The sequence below is a fragment of the Rhodococcus sp. LB1 genome (assembly GCF_001583455.1).
In the GTDB taxonomy this organism is placed as follows: domain Bacteria; phylum Actinomycetota; class Actinomycetes; order Mycobacteriales; family Mycobacteriaceae; genus Rhodococcus_F; species Rhodococcus_F opacus.
Map to the genome: position 1 here is coordinate 1 of NZ_LTCZ01000303.1, position 14,042 is coordinate 14,042.

General features: G+C 66.9%; 17 protein-coding genes and 2 pseudogenes. 10 read left to right on the top strand and 9 right to left on the bottom strand.

The annotated features are described in order from the left end of the window. Both AZG88_RS54440 and AZG88_RS31835 read left to right on the top strand, forming a co-directional pair. Nucleotides 1–205: pseudogene (locus AZG88_RS54440) on the top strand (transcriptional regulator); the annotation flags it as partial. Nucleotides 206–273: 68 nt separating this feature from the next. Then, entirely contained in the window at nucleotides 274–468 is a 195-nt protein-coding gene (locus AZG88_RS31835) for a hypothetical protein (protein ID WP_005246414.1), read from the top strand. Nucleotides 469–520: 52 nt separating this feature from the next. On the opposite strand, the gene AZG88_RS31840 is transcribed toward AZG88_RS31835, so the two are convergent. After that, the gene (locus AZG88_RS31840; RefSeq protein WP_061040921.1) at nucleotides 521–823 is read right to left on the bottom strand and encodes a hypothetical protein; all 303 of its coding nucleotides are present in this window, start codon (nucleotides 821–823) and stop codon (nucleotides 521–523) included. Between the two features lie 168 nt (nucleotides 824–991). Then, a complete protein-coding gene (soxR, locus tag AZG88_RS31845) occupies nucleotides 992–1,432 on the bottom strand; it encodes a redox-sensitive transcriptional activator SoxR (RefSeq protein ID WP_005565550.1) in 441 nt (146 codons plus the stop codon). Between the two features lie 50 nt (nucleotides 1,433–1,482). Between soxR and AZG88_RS31850 the strand changes: the two genes are divergently transcribed. Next, complete coding sequence (locus AZG88_RS31850) at nucleotides 1,483–2,892, top strand: MFS transporter (RefSeq protein WP_061700131.1); 1,410 nt, start codon at nucleotides 1,483–1,485, stop codon at nucleotides 2,890–2,892. On the opposite strand, the gene AZG88_RS31855 is transcribed toward AZG88_RS31850, so the two are convergent. The 4 genes and pseudogenes from AZG88_RS31855 to AZG88_RS50815 all read right to left on the bottom strand — a co-directional run. Further along, a complete protein-coding gene (locus tag AZG88_RS31855) occupies nucleotides 2,889–3,725 on the bottom strand; it encodes an HpcH/HpaI aldolase/citrate lyase family protein (protein ID WP_061700132.1) in 837 nt (278 codons plus the stop codon). The two genes, AZG88_RS31850 and AZG88_RS31855, sit on opposite strands and share 4 nt — an antisense overlap. 130 nt (nucleotides 3,726–3,855) lie before the next feature. Continuing rightward, nucleotides 3,856–4,143 carry a hypothetical protein gene (locus AZG88_RS31860; protein WP_005246421.1) on the bottom strand — a complete coding sequence of 96 codons (288 nt, stop codon included), beginning with the start codon at nucleotides 4,141–4,143 and terminating at the stop codon, nucleotides 3,856–3,858. Nucleotides 4,144–4,210: 67 nt separating this feature from the next. Further along, complete coding sequence (locus AZG88_RS31865; protein WP_061700133.1) at nucleotides 4,211–4,840, bottom strand: transglycosylase family protein; 630 nt, start codon at nucleotides 4,838–4,840, stop codon at nucleotides 4,211–4,213. 488 nt (nucleotides 4,841–5,328) lie between these two features. Further along, a pseudogene (locus AZG88_RS50815) lies at nucleotides 5,329–5,451 on the bottom strand (LuxR C-terminal-related transcriptional regulator); the annotation flags it as partial. Between the two features lie 191 nt (nucleotides 5,452–5,642). Here AZG88_RS50815 and AZG88_RS31875 point away from each other — a divergent pair. The 6 genes from AZG88_RS31875 to AZG88_RS54445 all read left to right on the top strand — a co-directional run bounded on the left by AZG88_RS31875 (nucleotide 5,643) and on the right by AZG88_RS54445 (nucleotide 10,726). Beyond that, nucleotides 5,643–7,247, top strand: a complete 1,605-nt coding sequence (locus AZG88_RS31875; RefSeq protein ID WP_005246426.1) for an AMP-binding protein — start codon at nucleotides 5,643–5,645, stop codon at nucleotides 7,245–7,247. A gap of 94 nt (nucleotides 7,248–7,341) precedes the next feature. Further along, the gene (locus AZG88_RS31880) at nucleotides 7,342–8,073 is read left to right on the top strand and encodes a hypothetical protein (RefSeq protein WP_061700134.1); all 732 of its coding nucleotides are present in this window, start codon (nucleotides 7,342–7,344) and stop codon (nucleotides 8,071–8,073) included. Nucleotides 8,074–8,174: 101 nt separating this feature from the next. Next, entirely contained in the window at nucleotides 8,175–8,432 is a 258-nt protein-coding gene (locus tag AZG88_RS31885) for a hypothetical protein (RefSeq protein ID WP_082764373.1), read from the top strand. A 129-nt stretch (nucleotides 8,433–8,561) separates the two neighbouring features. Next, nucleotides 8,562–9,965, top strand: a complete 1,404-nt coding sequence (locus AZG88_RS31890) for a phenylacetate--CoA ligase family protein (protein WP_061040932.1) — start codon at nucleotides 8,562–8,564, stop codon at nucleotides 9,963–9,965. Nucleotides 9,966–10,100: 135 nt separating this feature from the next. Further along, the gene (locus tag AZG88_RS31895; RefSeq protein ID WP_061040926.1) at nucleotides 10,101–10,418 is read left to right on the top strand and encodes a chorismate mutase; all 318 of its coding nucleotides are present in this window, start codon (nucleotides 10,101–10,103) and stop codon (nucleotides 10,416–10,418) included. 95 nt (nucleotides 10,419–10,513) lie between these two features. Next, on the top strand, nucleotides 10,514–10,726 hold the full coding sequence (locus tag AZG88_RS54445) for a hypothetical protein (protein WP_061700136.1): 213 nt from the start codon (nucleotides 10,514–10,516) through the stop codon (nucleotides 10,724–10,726). Between the two features lie 30 nt (nucleotides 10,727–10,756). On the opposite strand, the gene AZG88_RS31905 is transcribed toward AZG88_RS54445, so the two are convergent. Further along, on the bottom strand, nucleotides 10,757–11,257 hold the full coding sequence (locus tag AZG88_RS31905; RefSeq protein ID WP_063819493.1) for a DoxX family protein: 501 nt from the start codon (nucleotides 11,255–11,257) through the stop codon (nucleotides 10,757–10,759). A 173-nt stretch (nucleotides 11,258–11,430) separates the two neighbouring features. Here AZG88_RS31905 and AZG88_RS31910 point away from each other — a divergent pair, with 173 nt between their 5' ends. Next, on the top strand, nucleotides 11,431–12,357 hold the full coding sequence (locus AZG88_RS31910; RefSeq protein WP_025432612.1) for an LLM class F420-dependent oxidoreductase: 927 nt from the start codon (nucleotides 11,431–11,433) through the stop codon (nucleotides 12,355–12,357). 11 nt (nucleotides 12,358–12,368) lie between these two features. Here the strand turns inward: AZG88_RS31910 and AZG88_RS31915 are convergent, their stop codons facing one another. Both AZG88_RS31915 and AZG88_RS31920 read right to left on the bottom strand, forming a co-directional pair. Further along, nucleotides 12,369–12,755: a hypothetical protein gene (locus tag AZG88_RS31915; protein WP_061700137.1), complete on the bottom strand. Its 387-nt coding sequence runs from the start codon at nucleotides 12,753–12,755 to the stop codon at nucleotides 12,369–12,371. Between the two features lie 205 nt (nucleotides 12,756–12,960). Further along, nucleotides 12,961–14,010, bottom strand: coding sequence for a sigma-70 family RNA polymerase sigma factor (locus tag AZG88_RS31920; RefSeq protein ID WP_063886918.1), 1,050 nt, complete (start codon nucleotides 14,008–14,010; stop codon nucleotides 12,961–12,963). Nucleotides 14,011–14,042: the final 32 nt, after the last annotated feature.

Here is a 14,042-nt window from a genome sequence, read left to right on the forward strand (position 1 = left end):
CGCCTTTCGGTGCACCGAAATCCGTCGACAAGGAGTGCTCGCCGCCCCTCCAGAGCAGTGCCGCTCTGCATGCGGCATCGCGAAAGTCATGGCCGGCGCCGAACAGGCTTGGCGCGCATCACTGTCGGGTGTGACTATCGCCGACCTCGGCGCGACGACAGACCTCGCCGGCCTCAAACACATCTTGGCGACGTCCACGACCTGAGGTCGCCCGCGGCAGACCGAACGCGAGATTCCTGACTTCCCAACCGTGAACCGCCCTACGATCGATGGATGGAGACCGGAACCGACGAGACCAAGACCTGTTCGTTCTGCCGCGGTCCGATCGGATACGAAATCAAGGACGCCCATGCCGGCTTCGCGTCGCTACCCCCGGGCAAGCGGTATCGCGTCTTCCACTGCATGAATCGATGCCCACGATCGGCCCCCGACGGCCTCGAGTGCGGACACCGCCACGAATACCTCTGACCCGTCCGTCAATGCCGCCAGGAAGGGTCGACCCAGCGAATTCATGCCCTGCCTAGCCGCGTGAGAGTCCGGGCTGGGTCTGGATCTGTCCGGGGCCGCCCTTGAATCCGCCGGCCTTGCCCACGGTCCATTCACCGTCCGCACCGCAGACCAGGGCACCGTTGCGGTCACCGGGCTTGCCGTACGTCACTGTCTCGTTTCCGTTCGAGTCCGTGTTCACGATCGGGCACTGCCCACCGGTGGGACCGTTCGGGCCGATCGGCTCGGCATGAGCGACGGACGCCGCCCCGAAGGCACTCAGGACGGGAAGGGCAGCGAAAGCGAGGGCGGCAATGGTGCGGCGGGCGTTGATCATTCAGTGTCTCCAGAGGGTGGTCGGAAAGTGCTTCGTTGACAGGTACAACTCTGCCCACTCCGGCTCCCGAACTGAAGCAACCCTCGGGGGGCTTCGCGGCACCCCTGGGAGTGGAATCACCCCACCCTTGTGGAAATCGATCGCAACATACCGACTGCCGGGATCCGTTCAGAGCCGATTCGGTCCCGAACCCTCTACGGCGAGTTGGTCTTCGGGATTGAGCAGATAGCACGCCTTCATCGACAGGCAACCACACCCGATGCATCCGGTGAGTTCGTGTTCGAGGCGCTCGATTCGCTTGCGCTGATCCTCGAGCTGCACGCGCCACAGCTTCGACACGCGCTGCCAGTCGCGGATCGACGGCATCCGGTCTGCCGGGAGCGTCTCGAACACCGTTCCCACGTCGGCCAGTGGAATCCCGAGCCGTTTGGCCACCACGATCAGCGAGATCCGCCGGAGCATGTGCCGTTCGTACCGGCGTTGATTCCCGGACGTCCGCGTCGACGCGATCAGTCCGAGCTGCTCGTAGTAGTGGAGGGCCGAGACGGCGACACCGGTCCGACGGGACACCTCCCCCACCGACAGCAGATCCTTCGGATCCAAAGACATCGCATCAGCCCCTTGACCTCGAGTCCACTCGAGATTTTAGCGTGGAGTGCATGACAACGACCGCCCCGTCACCGGCCAGCTGGTCCGCACTGCTCGGACCCCGTTACCGCTCCACCTCCGCCGTCCTCGCCGGCGGCGTCGGATTGCACGCCGTCAACATCTTTCTGACGACGAGCCTGCTGCCCACCGCCATCGGCGAGCTCGGTCGCGAATCGCTGTACGCGTGGAGCGCGACCGTCTTCATGGTGGCGTCCGTGATCTCGTCGATGACCGTCAGCCGACTGCTCGCGCATCGCGGGGCGCTCGGTGCGTATCTGTTCGCTCTGGCTCCGTTCTTCGTCGGCACGATGATCTGCGCCGTCAGCCCGTCGATGGAGGTGCTCCTCGTCGGACGAGCGGTCCAAGGGCTCGGTGGGGGCTTGCTCGCGGGGCTGAGTTACGCGGTACTGCGCGAGGCGCTACCGGAACATCTGTGGGCCCGCGCGACCGCGCTGGTCTCCGCGATGTGGGGCGTCGGAACTCTGGCCGGACCGGCGATCGGTGGGCTGTTCGCGCAACTCGGCCAGTGGCGTCTCGCGTTCGTCGCGCTGGCAGTGGTCGCCGCCGTCATCGCCGTGCTCGCGCCCCGGGCGTTGCCGCGCACCGAGCGTGTGCGTGGCGGCGAACCCGCGCCTGCCACGTCTCTCGTACTGCTCACCCTCGCGACGATCGCGATCAGCGTGGCGGGCATCCTCGGCAACCGGACCCACATGCTGGCCCTGATCGCGGTCGGGGCCGCGTTCATCGTTCTCTTCCTGGCCTGGGAGCGGCGATCACCGCGCCGAGTGCTGCCGCAGTCGACGTACACCCGGGCGTCGTCGCTGAAGTGGATCTACCTCACCATCGCGGTGCTCGCGTCCGGCACCGTGTCGGAGGCCTTCACACCCCTGTTCGGTCAACGGCTCGCCGGACTGGTGCCGTTCGCCGCGGGATTCCTCGGCGCCATGATGTCGGTGGGATGGTCGGTGACCATGATCTTCAGCTCCGACATCTCCCGCCCGCGTGCGCAGACGGCGGCGAAGATCGCCGGACCGCTGATCCTCGCCGCCGGACTGCTCCTCACAGCGGCCCTCTGGCGTGAAGACGCCGGACTGGGCGTGGTGATTCTGTGGTCGGGCGCCCTGGCCGCCGCCGGTGCCGGGATCGGCCTCGCCTTCCCTCACCTGATGGTCGCCGCCATGCGGAGCACCGACGACGAGCAGGAGGGGGCCAAGGCCGCGGCCGGACTCAACACGGTCGAGTTGATCGCCATGGCCGTCGGGTCCGCGGTCGCCGGTGTGCTGGTCAACCTCGGTGCGCCCTCTGCCCTCACCTCGGCACGAGTGCTCTTCCTCGGCCTCGGCGTCATCGCGGCAGCCGGCGTGTTCACCGCGTACCGCGCGACCCGGCAGGCCGAGCACGAGGTCGCCCGGCCATCCTAGGCTCGAGACGCGAAGTGGTCTGCGCGACGGAGAATGTCGTGGGCACGGGCAAGCTGTGGCAGATGCCCGCCGTGAGTGACGCGGCTTCCGTCCGCGCCCAGACGCTCGATCGTCGTTTCCGCCCACGAGATGTCGTCCGCGTCGGGTGAAAACGCGTTATTGATCACCGGCACCTGCTCAGACGCGAGGGTCAGTTTTCCGGTCATCCCCATTTCGCGGGCCAGTCGCGTATCGTCCCGGACGACCTCGGCGTCGCGCGACAGCGTCGGTCCGTCGATCGGAGCTCCGATCCGGGCTGCCCGGCTGGCATTGACGAGCCGGGATCGGGCGTACGCCAACGCCATCGGGGTTCGCCCGGCACCGGTGTCGCGGCAGTAGTCGCCGATCCCGAACGCGAGTCGACAGACGGGAGCGCTGCGAGCGATGTCGTCGACTGCCACGATCGCGGCCGCGGACTCGACGAGGGCGACCACCGGAACACCGGATAGCTCCGCAGCGGTGTCCCGTACCTGTTCGGGCGCTTCGGTTTTCGACAGCATCAGTCCGCGCAATCCGGGCAGACCGCGGATCGCGTCGAGGTCTCGGTACCAGTGCGGAGTGGTCGCGTCGTTGATTCGCACCCAACCCGCATTCCGTGCGAGCCACTCGGCGGTGCAGGCTCGCCCCTCGTCCTTCGCCGCGAACGGCAAGCCGTCCTCGAGGTCGATGATCAGCGAGTCGGCGCCGGACGCAGCCGCAGCCGCGAGGACCTCGCTCCCGACTGCAGGAACCAGAAGCCAACTCCGCGCCATGGCGACGTCGACCCCGCTGCGCTGGGCTGTCTCGACACTCATTCTGCTCTTCCCTCGGCCATACCGAGGAGTCTGCGCGCGGCCCGGAGGCGACGCACTCGACGAAGCGGAGTGCGGGGACGGTGTTCGGTCACCGCTTCGTCAGGTGCGCCTCCGATCCCGGCAGTTCACCTCAGAAGTCGAAGCCCCAGGAGGCCGGGTTGAAGACGACGCGATACCAGACGTTGGTCGGTTCATCGAAGGTGCACGGCACGATCACGGCTCCCGACGTCTGTTCGAGCGCCGCAGCCTTCCCGCAGAAGTATTCCGCGCCTTCACCAGACGTCTCGGCACGGTACACGGGGCCGATGTGCCAGGGTTCGGCACTTGCGGTTCCGGCCCCCACGGTGGCTCCGAGGACGAGGGGTGCGGACAGTATCCCGACCAATGTTGCGGTACGCCGAGCGGACTTCTTCTGCACGAGATCTCCTTCGTAGGCGACGACACGACGGTTCTGTGTGATTAGTTCGCACAAGAACCGTCGGACGTTACCGGGGAGTCGACGCCCGCTCCTCGAACACCTGACCCGACCCGTTCTGCTCGGCAAGTTCACGGGCGCTGTTCAGCGCTTCCTGGGCCGCCGCCTTCACCGCCGCCTTCACCGCGGCGGAATCGTCGACGGTCGCAGGCGCTTCGACAACATCCGGCGTCTCGACAACATCCGGCGTCTCGACAACATCCGGCGTCTCGACAGGGTCAGGAGTTTCGATGGCCGGTGCAGGTGCAGGTGCAGGTGCAGGTGCAGGCGTGGTGTGGGGTACCTCGACGGGCGCTGTGCCGCCCTTCTTCAGGTACTGGCCGCACACGGGCCACGCGCCGGGGCCCTGGGTTTTCAGGACGTTCTCGGCGACCCGGATCTGCTCGGCCTGACTGGCTTCCGAGGCCACGCCCGTTCCGCCGTTGGCTTTCCAAGTTTCCGGTGTGAACTGCAGTCCGCCGTAGAACCCGTTTCCGGTGTCGGTGGTCCAGTCGCCGCCGCTTTCGCACTCCGCGACTTCTTCCCAGTCGTGCGGGGCGCCTCCGGCGGTTCCGGCGCCCGGCCCGAGCAGAACGGTGACTGCCGCCCCGATCAGGGCGATCCAGCCGAGGGTGTGCTTCTCCATGTTGCGAGTGGTCATGCTGGCTCAATCCTCTCCGCGCGTGCGGACGCGGCGTGCCGGCGACAACGCCTCGGTTGTCGGTCCGGCCATCCCTTTCGGTGCCTCGTCCCGCGCCTCGAAGGTGTCGGGATTACGAACCCGCGTCGGCAGATCTGCAGCGGCGGGCCCCCGAACGTGGCCTCCTCCCGAAATTCACACGGCATGAACAAGGTACGGATGTTCGACTATTGAGAAACGCGAGTGAAAATTGTGCTGTTCTGAGGTTTCGATACCGTTTCGACGTCATGTCGTGACAAATCCGTGACGCGCCAGAGGGGCTCGTGAATGCCACAGTGGCTCACCCATTCCCGCTCGGCGGCGTGGTCTCGATTTCGACACGGCGCCGGCGCGGCGCACCCTCCGAGCCCGTCGTCGTGGCAGCACTCTGCCCGGACGGCCGATCCGAACGAGATGAACAGCCTTCGAACGCAGGGCATCTCGGAATCAGTACCCGAGACGGTGACAGGTCAGGGAAGCAAACCCTGTCGCCGGGCTTCCACGACAGCTTCCTGCCTGCTGCGCACCTCCAACGTGCCCATCAGATTGCGCATGTACGACCTGACGGTCTCGACGCTCAGCGACAGCCGCTCGTGCGCCAGGGTGTCGTTCTCACCCCGTGCGTGATCGGCCGCGAGTTCGAGTAGTCCTGAACCCCGATCGGGCGCAGCACCGCTTCGGCATCCCACCTCGGAGGGTAGCGGTGCGGGCGTGTTGTTCCATAACGTCATCGTGGGCGTGTATCGCCCGTCAGAGCACCTTCACCACATCTCGGAGGTTTCCAGTGTCCGGACCGACCCTCTCGCCCGCGAACCACACACCGCTCAGTCCGCTGCGCTTCCTCGAGCGCTCGGCGACCGTGTTCCCGGACCGGGTCGCCGTCATTCACGGCGACCGACGCTACAGCTATCGCGAGTTCGGCGACGAGGTCGAGAGACTCGCCCGGGTCCTGCGAAGCCGGATCGAGCCCGGCGACCGCGTTGCGTTCCTGTGCCCGAACACCCCCGAGATGCTGTTCGCCCACTTCGCGGTGCCCCTCGCAGGTGGCGTCTTCATCGCGCTGAACTCGCGACTGGCGGGCCGCGAATTGGAGTACATCCTCGAGCATTCCGGGACGAGCCTGCTGTTCGTCGACTCCGAACTGGTCGGATCCGTCGCGACCGCCCGCGCCGCCGTCCCGAGTCTGCGCGAGGTGATCGAGATCCCCGACTCCACGATCGCGCGGCCGGTGGTCCCGGAGGGGATCACGACCGGGCTGTACGCCGACTTCCTCGCGGCCGCGGACGACGTCGACGGCACCCTGCTGCACTGGGGTGTCGATGACGAACAGCAGGTGATCGCGATCAATTACACGTCCGGGACCACCGGGAAACCGAAGGGCGTGATGTACACGCACCGCGGTGCCTACCTCAATTCCCTGGGCGAGACGTTCCACAACGGCTTCACCGGGTCCACCAAATACCTCTGGACGCTGCCGATGTTCCACTGCAACGGATGGTGCACCCCGTGGGCGGTCACGCAGGCCGCCGGCACGCACATCTGCCTGCGCGCGGTGCGCGCCGATGCGATCTGGGACGCCATCGACACCCTCGGTGTCACTCACCTGTGCGGCGCTCCCGCCGTGTGCTCCACAATTGCCGAAGCGCCCCAGGCACATCCGGTCGACGCACTGCGGATCACCACGGCCGCGGCGCCGCCGTCACCAACTGTGATCGCCCAGTTGGAGGCGATCGGCGTCACCGTCGTCCACGTGTACGGGCTGACCGAGGTGTACGGGCCGTACACGATCTGCGAGTACCAGGAGTCGTGGAGCGAGCGCACCCCCGAGGAACGCGCCTCCCTGCTGTCCCGGCAGGGCGTGGGCATGGTGCAGGCGGAGAACGCCCGCGTCGTCGACGCTCAGATGAACGACGTCCCGGCCGACGGCGAGACCATGGGCGAGATCGTGCTGCGCGGCAACAACGTCATGCTCGGCTACTACCGCAACCCGGAGGCCACTGAGGAAGCCTTCGCGGGCGGCTGGTTCCACACGGGCGATCTCGGCGTCCTGCACCCGGACGGGTACATCCAGCTCAAGGACCGCGCGAAGGACATCGTCATCTCCGGCGGCGAGAACATCTCGACCATCGAGGTGGAGCAGGCATTGAGAACGCACCCCGCCGTACTCGACGTCGCGGTCATCGGTGTCCCACATCCCAAGTGGGGTGAGCGGCCCAAGGCATTCGTCATTGTGAGGAAGGGGGCCACGGTCACGGCTGAGGAACTCGTCGAGCACACCCGTGGGCGCCTCGCGAAGTTCAAGGTCCCCGATGAGATCGTCTTTCCCCACGAACTCCCCCGCACCCCGACCGGGAAGGTCCTCAAGTTCGAACTTCGAAACTCGAATTGACTGTCTCGCAGGCAGCGTGTGGGCGCCGACTCGGTCGCGAAAACGGAGAACAAAACCTTCCAGTCGGACTTTTTCTATGGCATCGTAACGGTCCATGGGGGAACCGGGAGTCGACGCGATCGCCATCTACCACGCAGCGGGCCACCGGGTCACACCGATGGTGGCGCTCGACTACAGCGTCGAACCCGGCATGCAACAACGCTTGCTGCGAAGGTTGGCGGGGCGTGGATGGCGGGATCCCAGCCCCGTCTTCGACGGCGTCGACGGCGTGACGTCGGCAGTGCTGTCGTTGCGATCGGTCGACGGGCGCACCCTGTTGATCGAGGACGACACGGACGTGCTCTTCGAGGGCGTCGTCGTACCTCCGCACGGGTGGATCGACCACGTTCGAGCCCTCGGCGCGGTCGGCGTGATCGCCGGGGCGGGCATCACCTCTACGCCCGACTGGGAACGGCAACTCCCCCGGTTGGCCCGCGAGAGTGAACTGCTCGGTTCCGTCGCCACGGTCACCCTCACGAACGCCTTCGGCAGGGAAGACTTCAACGCCTTTGCCCACGAGGTGATCTCGGCATTGCGGCCGGCACTGCCTCCCGCGGCGCTGCACGACACGGGCTTCGCGCTCGAGGACGACCGGCCCCAGCGCGCGGTCGTCGAGGTCGTGGCAAGTGCGGCGAGACACCGGGTGGTCGTCCCCGCACGAATCTTCGACATGCTCCACCGCCGCGCCACAGACCACACATCGTTCGGGTGGAGGGACTCCCGAACACTGAAACGGCTCCTGCGAAAGGTTCGCACCGACGAACGCGCACCGGCCGCCGACCTCTGAAGGCCCGGCCCCGTTACGTTGGGAAGATGCCTCTCCGCTACCACGTCACCTCCGTGCTGAAACGCGCATCAATTTCGCGCCACGGCTTGGACTGGAGCCGAATGAGTGCTGCCCCCGGTATTGCCGGCAGCCGGCGGCCGGAGCAGGAGGGTTGCTTTCTCGCCGCCAACGAGTGGGAACGCGACTGGTTCATTCAGATGAACAACACGGGAGGGTCGGTGGACGTGTGGGAGGTCCGAGGGATCAACGCTGACGACCTGATCCAATCTCCAGAGGGCCACTACTACTTCCCCGGTGTCATCCCAGCCACCGAACTCCGCTTGATACAGCGAGACGTACCCCCGGGCCGGCGGGGTTGAGCCGCTCGGAGACGTGTGGGCACCGAGCTGGGTTCGCGCACGTGCCTGACGGCCGGTGCGGCGCTGTGCAAAACTCGGAAGGGCACGTACGAACGTGCTGCGCCGGACCATTGTGATGCGGAGGGCGTCATGTCCCGATCGGTTCCCGGAGGTGCTTCGGAATACGCGGAGCACACGGCGTACGACCGTGTGCGCGCCGGCCAGGTGAATGCGGTTCAGGCCGCCCTCGAGGATCACATGGGACGCCTGGATTGGTCGAGAGATCAGATCGAGCGCTACCGCACCGAGCGGCTGCGGGCCCTCCTCGCGCACGCACGCGAGCGGTCGCCCTTTCATGCCCGGAGACTTCGTGGTCTCGATCCGTCCTCGGCCTCGGTCGCCGACCTGGCGTCGCTGCCGATGATGACGAAGCGGGACGCCCAGGACGAGTGGGATGCGATCGTCACGGTTCGCGACCTCGACCGCGAACGCGCCGAACGGATTCTGTCCGAGCAGCAATGGTTTTCGTACACGTCGGGCGACGAGCAGATCTTCAGTTCGGGTGGGTCGAGTGGTGTCCGCGGCGTCTACGTCTGGGATTGGCAGTTCTACGTTTCGGCGGCGTGCCTTGCCTGGCGGGTACAGGCGCGCGAGGAACGGCGGACGCCGTCGGTGCGGTCTCCCGCACGGCTGGCCGTGCTGGCGGCCGGTGTCCCCCCGCATGCGAGCACCCCACTGTTCGACGTGCCGACCGCACTGGGGATGGAGACCGTCGTGATCCCGGCGGGCGCACCGTTCGACGAGGTCGTCGCCGCGGTGGCAGCTGCCCGGCCCACGCACCTGGTGGGCTATGCGACGGTGATCGGACGACTTGCCCGAGCGGCCGTGGCGGGTGATCTGATGATCAGTCCCGTGCGGGTGAGCACGAACTCCGAGCCCCTGCTGGACGAGGATCGGCAGGCCATCCGCGACGCCTGGTCGGTGCCGATCCACAACCTCTGGGGGTCGACCGAGATCGGCGTGCAGGCCGTGGGTTGCGGATACGGCGAGGGCCTGCACGTGTGCGAGGACGAGGTTGTACTCGAGCGTGTCGATGACAGTGGCACTCCGGTCGCAGCCGATGCGCCCGCGGCGCGAACGCTCGCCACAGGTCTCGCCAACCGCACGTTTCCCTTCATCCGGTACGACCTCGGAGACCAGGTCACATTGCTACCCGGTAGGTGCGCGTGCGGAAGCGCGTTCGCGCGCGTCGCCGACATCGGTGGGCGGCGCGACGACGACTTCCGGTACGGAACGACGCTCGTGCCCGCGAGCACTTTCCGTTACGTCCTCGGCGCAGACCCGCGTATTTCGGAGTATCAGGTCAGACAGACGGTCGACGGAGCGGAGATCTTCGCGGTCGGCGACCCGGACGTCGCCGCGCTGACGCCGGCTGTCACCGCGGCGTTGCGCCGGCAAGGTGTCGCCGACCCGCAGGTCCGGATCGAGGTCGTCGACCATCTGCAGCGTCATCAGGCGAGCGGGAAACTGCAGCGGTTCATCGCACTGCGATAGACCCGAAGTGCACCGCGGTACCCACTCGGGTGTCGAGTCGGCCGGGGGTCGACGATCTGCACCCCAGGGTGTCTGTCTTCACGGCCACTCCCGTCCGAGGATGGTCATACACGGTCACCCAGTCGAGGAGCAACGATGACGGACACTGATTGCGGTGCGGTCGCCGAAAACGCTGCGGGCGCATCACCTGCCGCGACAGATCTGAGTCGCGTTCACGCCGAGATCGCCCGCCTCGACGCGGAGATCCTGGACGCGGTCAATCGCCGTCTCGCTCTCGCGCAGCTCGCGGCCCGAACCCGGGTCGAGTCCGGTGCACCGATGGTCGCGCTCGGCGGGGAGACGGACGTGATCCGCCGGTATCAGGACGAGTTGGGTCCCCGCGGCTCGCTGCTGGCCCTGGAATTGCTCCGGCTGGCGCGGCCACCCTTCTCGTCGACGTACCGAACTCGGTAGCCCACCCACTCTCACCTCGGTCGATACCGAGCACGAGAGCAGTGCCCAGCAGTCGTCGTGACGCTGGGCACTGTTCGCCTGTCCAGCGCAATCCGGTGCGCCAGATCCGGCCGCGACACCGCAAGCGCCCCCCACCCGACGTCACCCCCCCGGATCCTCCGACGGCGGATGCGACCGCGGCTGTCGAACTGAAGGCGGCACTCGAACAACTCCGCGACGCCCCACCGCGGGGCGACTTCAGTGCGTTCGGTGCCGCCCTCGACCGCCTCCAGCAAGCGGTCGATGCCTGTCTCACCTCCGGGGGATGACGGTCATCGTCCCGGCTCACGGGAAGCTGTTCAGGCGTTCACCTCACGCAATTCGGTGGTAGGTCCTTGTTCGCCGGCGGTGCCATCGTCGCCGTCGTCGGACTGCGCCGTACGCCCACCGCGAGCAATGAGGCGATCGAGCGAGAGAGCGCCGGCGCCCAGGAAGATCATCAGGAACAGGGCCCAGCAGAAGATGGCCGAGAGCTCACCGTTGTTCTGGATGGGGAGGACGCCGTCCGGCTGATGACTCCAGAAGTAGGCGTACGCCATCGAACCCGAGGCAATGAAGGCGGCGATTCGCGTCCCCAGGCCGAGGAACAACGCGGCGCCACAGACGAGTTGGATGACTGCGCCCCACCAACTCGGCCAGGCACCTACCGCTGCGGTATGCCCCCCATGAGGTGCGGTCGGCCACGCGAACAGCGTCGACGCGCCGTGGCAGAAGAACAGGAAGCCGATAACCGCACGAAAAGCCGCGATGGCATAGTCGACACTGGGGCCGTGAAGGCGTGAAATGCTCTTAGTTGTCACATCGCAGAAGATAAGGCATGCCTGCCCTAATCGTTTCCCCACCACGTCGATGGGACACAGCCACATGGGAAAACAGACCCACGTGTGTCGAGCATCACATTTATCCTGTGGTCCTGGATTTCCTCATCGCATTCGGTCACCGGCCGAGCCACTCGGGGTGCATCGTGAAGTCCATGCGTGATTTCCGATTCTCGTTCAACATCTTCGGCTTCGAGTCCCGCGACGCCCTTCTCGACCGATGCCGACTCGGCGAGAGCGCCGGCTACGACACCGTGTTCGCCGCGGACCATCTCGGCGCCCCGGCCCCGTTTCCGCTGCTGGTGGCCGTCGCCGATGCCACCCGCTTGCGAGTCGGAACCCTGGTGCTCAACGCGCCGTTCTGGAATGCGGCCCTCCTCGCCCGCGAGATCGCGACGACGGACGTCCTCACCGACGGAAGACTCGACATCGGACTCGGTGCCGGACACATGAAGTGGGAGTTCGACGCAGCTGGTATCGAATGGAAAGCCCTCGGCGGACGGGTGGAACAGTTGTCGGAGATGGTCGACGGCCTGCGCACCTTCTTCACCGCGGATCTCGACGAGCTACCCGAGGGCCGCGCTCTGCCACGACCGTTGCAGCGGAGCGGATTCGGCGGCTCGGGTCCGCCCCTGATCATCGGCGGCACCGGCGACCGGGTGCTGCGGGTCGCGGCGGCCCACGCAGGCATTGTCGGCGTCGCGGGGGCATTTCAGATTCCGGGCCGACCCCCGGGCACCTTCCGCCTCGCCACCGCGGACGAGACCGCCGAGCGAATTCGGTTCGTACGGACACATGCCGGCGCGCGAGCCGAAGACATCGAGTGGCATCTACTGGTCCAGATGGTCGTCGAGACGGATGACCGCCGGGCCGCGGCGAGCGAGATCGCGGACCGGCTCGGTGGGACGATGTCGGTCGGCGACGTCCTCGACACCCCGTATGTCCTCGTGGGGACCGTGGAGGAGATGGCCGAGCAGCTCCGACGCCACCGGGAGCGTTACGGTTTCTCGTACATCACCGTCCACGAACCGTATCTGGAGGTGTTTGCGCCCGTGATCCGTCAACTCCGCGAACAGAGTTGACGGACAACGACTCACGGGGTGTTGATGTATTCCTGGATGGCCTGCTGCGCCCGGGGGTTGCCCTGTCCGATACCGACGATCGCGCCGGTGATCGCCCCGATCGGCGTGCCGACGATGCAACCGGCGAGACTGCCGGGGAACATCGAGACACACCCGACGCCGAGACCGATCAGCGCGCCGATCGCCGTCCCGGCCGCTCCCCCGTTGGCCCAGCCGACGCCGAGCTCGTTGAGCATGTTCTCGAGGGCCTTCTGCTTGTCGACCTCGTGCCTGCCGGGGATCGCCAGGGCCGGCGTTCCCGTGTTCGGTATGACCGGGTCGGCGTGGGCCGTACCCGCCCCGAGTGTCACCGTCGCTGCGACGAGGACCGACGCTGCCGATTTCTTGATCAAGTTCATCGCGATCCCACCCTGCTGAAGAAGGAAAAACCGGTTCCGACTGTAACCTGCGGCTGCATCATCGGTGGCGAAACCGCGGCATCGGAAGACTACCTCGGCGATTGCCCGCCGGCACGGGTGAAATGTTCGGCTCGAGGTCTATGTAAAGATGTGCGCGCCCGTCGTGGTGCCGCCCGTGGCGCACAGCATGTCGCCGAAAAAGGGGTCAGGGCAGCGATTCGGGCAACCCGAACGGCTCGAAGTGTTCCGGCCCGAGGAACGAGGTCAGGTCCGCGATCTTGGTGCCGCGCAGGGTCAGCACGGTGATCGACCAGCGCAGGTGGGTGCCGGCGTCTTCGTCCCACAGGTAGAAGGCGACGGCGGGCTGCCCGTTCGCTCCGACCGGGAGGTGACGCCACGAACCGCACCCCGTGAGCGGGACCCGGACCGCGAAATCGGTGACCGCGTCGAGACCGCGGTACCAGTGCGCCATCGGCGGCATCGACCAGGTGACATCTTCCGTCAGCAGGGCAACCAGGGCATCTGTGTCACCGCGTTCCAAAGCAGTGGAGTACCCGGCGACGAGGGCACGCAGACGCGTGTCGCCCATCTCCCGCAAAGTGTGCGCCTGCGTCACCGGCGGAATCTTCTCGGCGACGACCGCGCGTGCCCGCTGCAGCGCGCTGTTCACCGACGCCCTCGACGTGTCCATGGTGTCGGCGATCTCGGCGGCGGAGAAACCGAGGACTTCGAAGAGAAGCAGGGCCGCCCGCTGATTACCGGGCAGATGTTGCAGTGCCGCAACGAACGCCAATTCGACAGCCTCGCGTTGCTCGTAGTGTGCGGCCGGCCCCGCCGAACCGGCGGCCAGACCCGCGGCGGCGTAGGGCCCCAGCCAGGCCACGTCCGTGACGGGGACGTCACCGATGACGGCACGATCACTGGACGGGCCCAGGTCGACGGGCAGGGCCCGCTTACCGCGCGATTCGACGGCGTCCAGGCACGTGCGCGTCGCGACGGTGTAGAGCCAGGAGCGCAGCGTGCTGCGACCTTCGAACCGAGCAAAACCGCGCCACGCCCGCAACAACGCATCCTGCAAAGCGTCGTCGGCGTCGTGACTGGATCCGAGCATGCGGTAGCAATGGGCGTGCAGTTCTCGGCGCAACGGTCCGACCAGGCGGGTGAACGCGGCATCGTCTCCGTGGCGCGCCCTGGCCAAGTCGGCATCCTCGGCTTCTGCCGCCGCGTCGGGTGTTCGTGCGGACATGTCGGTCACAAGGGACGATTCTGCCCGACCGCCGGCGGTCG

Excerpts from the sequence above, each read along its gene's own strand:
- AZG88_RS31835 (WP_005246414.1), top strand. The coding sequence starts at position 274 with ATGGAGACCGGAACCGACGAGACCAAGACCTGTTCGTTCTGCCGCGGT.
- AZG88_RS31840 (WP_061040921.1), bottom strand. The coding sequence starts at position 823 with ATGATCAACGCCCGCCGCACCATTGCCGCCCTCGCTTTCGCTGCCCTT.
- soxR (WP_005565550.1), bottom strand. The coding sequence starts at position 1,432 with ATGTCTTTGGATCCGAAGGATCTGCTGTCGGTGGGGGAGGTGTCCCGT.
- AZG88_RS31850 (WP_061700131.1), top strand. The coding sequence starts at position 1,483 with ATGACAACGACCGCCCCGTCACCGGCCAGCTGGTCCGCACTGCTCGGA.
- AZG88_RS31855 (WP_061700132.1), bottom strand. The coding sequence starts at position 3,725 with ATGAGTGTCGAGACAGCCCAGCGCAGCGGGGTCGACGTCGCCATGGCG.
- AZG88_RS31865 (WP_061700133.1), bottom strand. The coding sequence starts at position 4,840 with ATGACCACTCGCAACATGGAGAAGCACACCCTCGGCTGGATCGCCCTG.
- AZG88_RS31880 (WP_061700134.1), top strand. The coding sequence starts at position 7,342 with ATGGGGGAACCGGGAGTCGACGCGATCGCCATCTACCACGCAGCGGGC.
- AZG88_RS31885 (WP_082764373.1), top strand. The coding sequence starts at position 8,175 with ATGAGTGCTGCCCCCGGTATTGCCGGCAGCCGGCGGCCGGAGCAGGAG.
- AZG88_RS31890 (WP_061040932.1), top strand. The coding sequence starts at position 8,562 with ATGTCCCGATCGGTTCCCGGAGGTGCTTCGGAATACGCGGAGCACACG.
- AZG88_RS31895 (WP_061040926.1), top strand. The coding sequence starts at position 10,101 with ATGACGGACACTGATTGCGGTGCGGTCGCCGAAAACGCTGCGGGCGCA.
- AZG88_RS31910 (WP_025432612.1), top strand. The coding sequence starts at position 11,431 with ATGCGTGATTTCCGATTCTCGTTCAACATCTTCGGCTTCGAGTCCCGC.
- AZG88_RS31915 (WP_061700137.1), bottom strand. The coding sequence starts at position 12,755 with ATGAACTTGATCAAGAAATCGGCAGCGTCGGTCCTCGTCGCAGCGACG.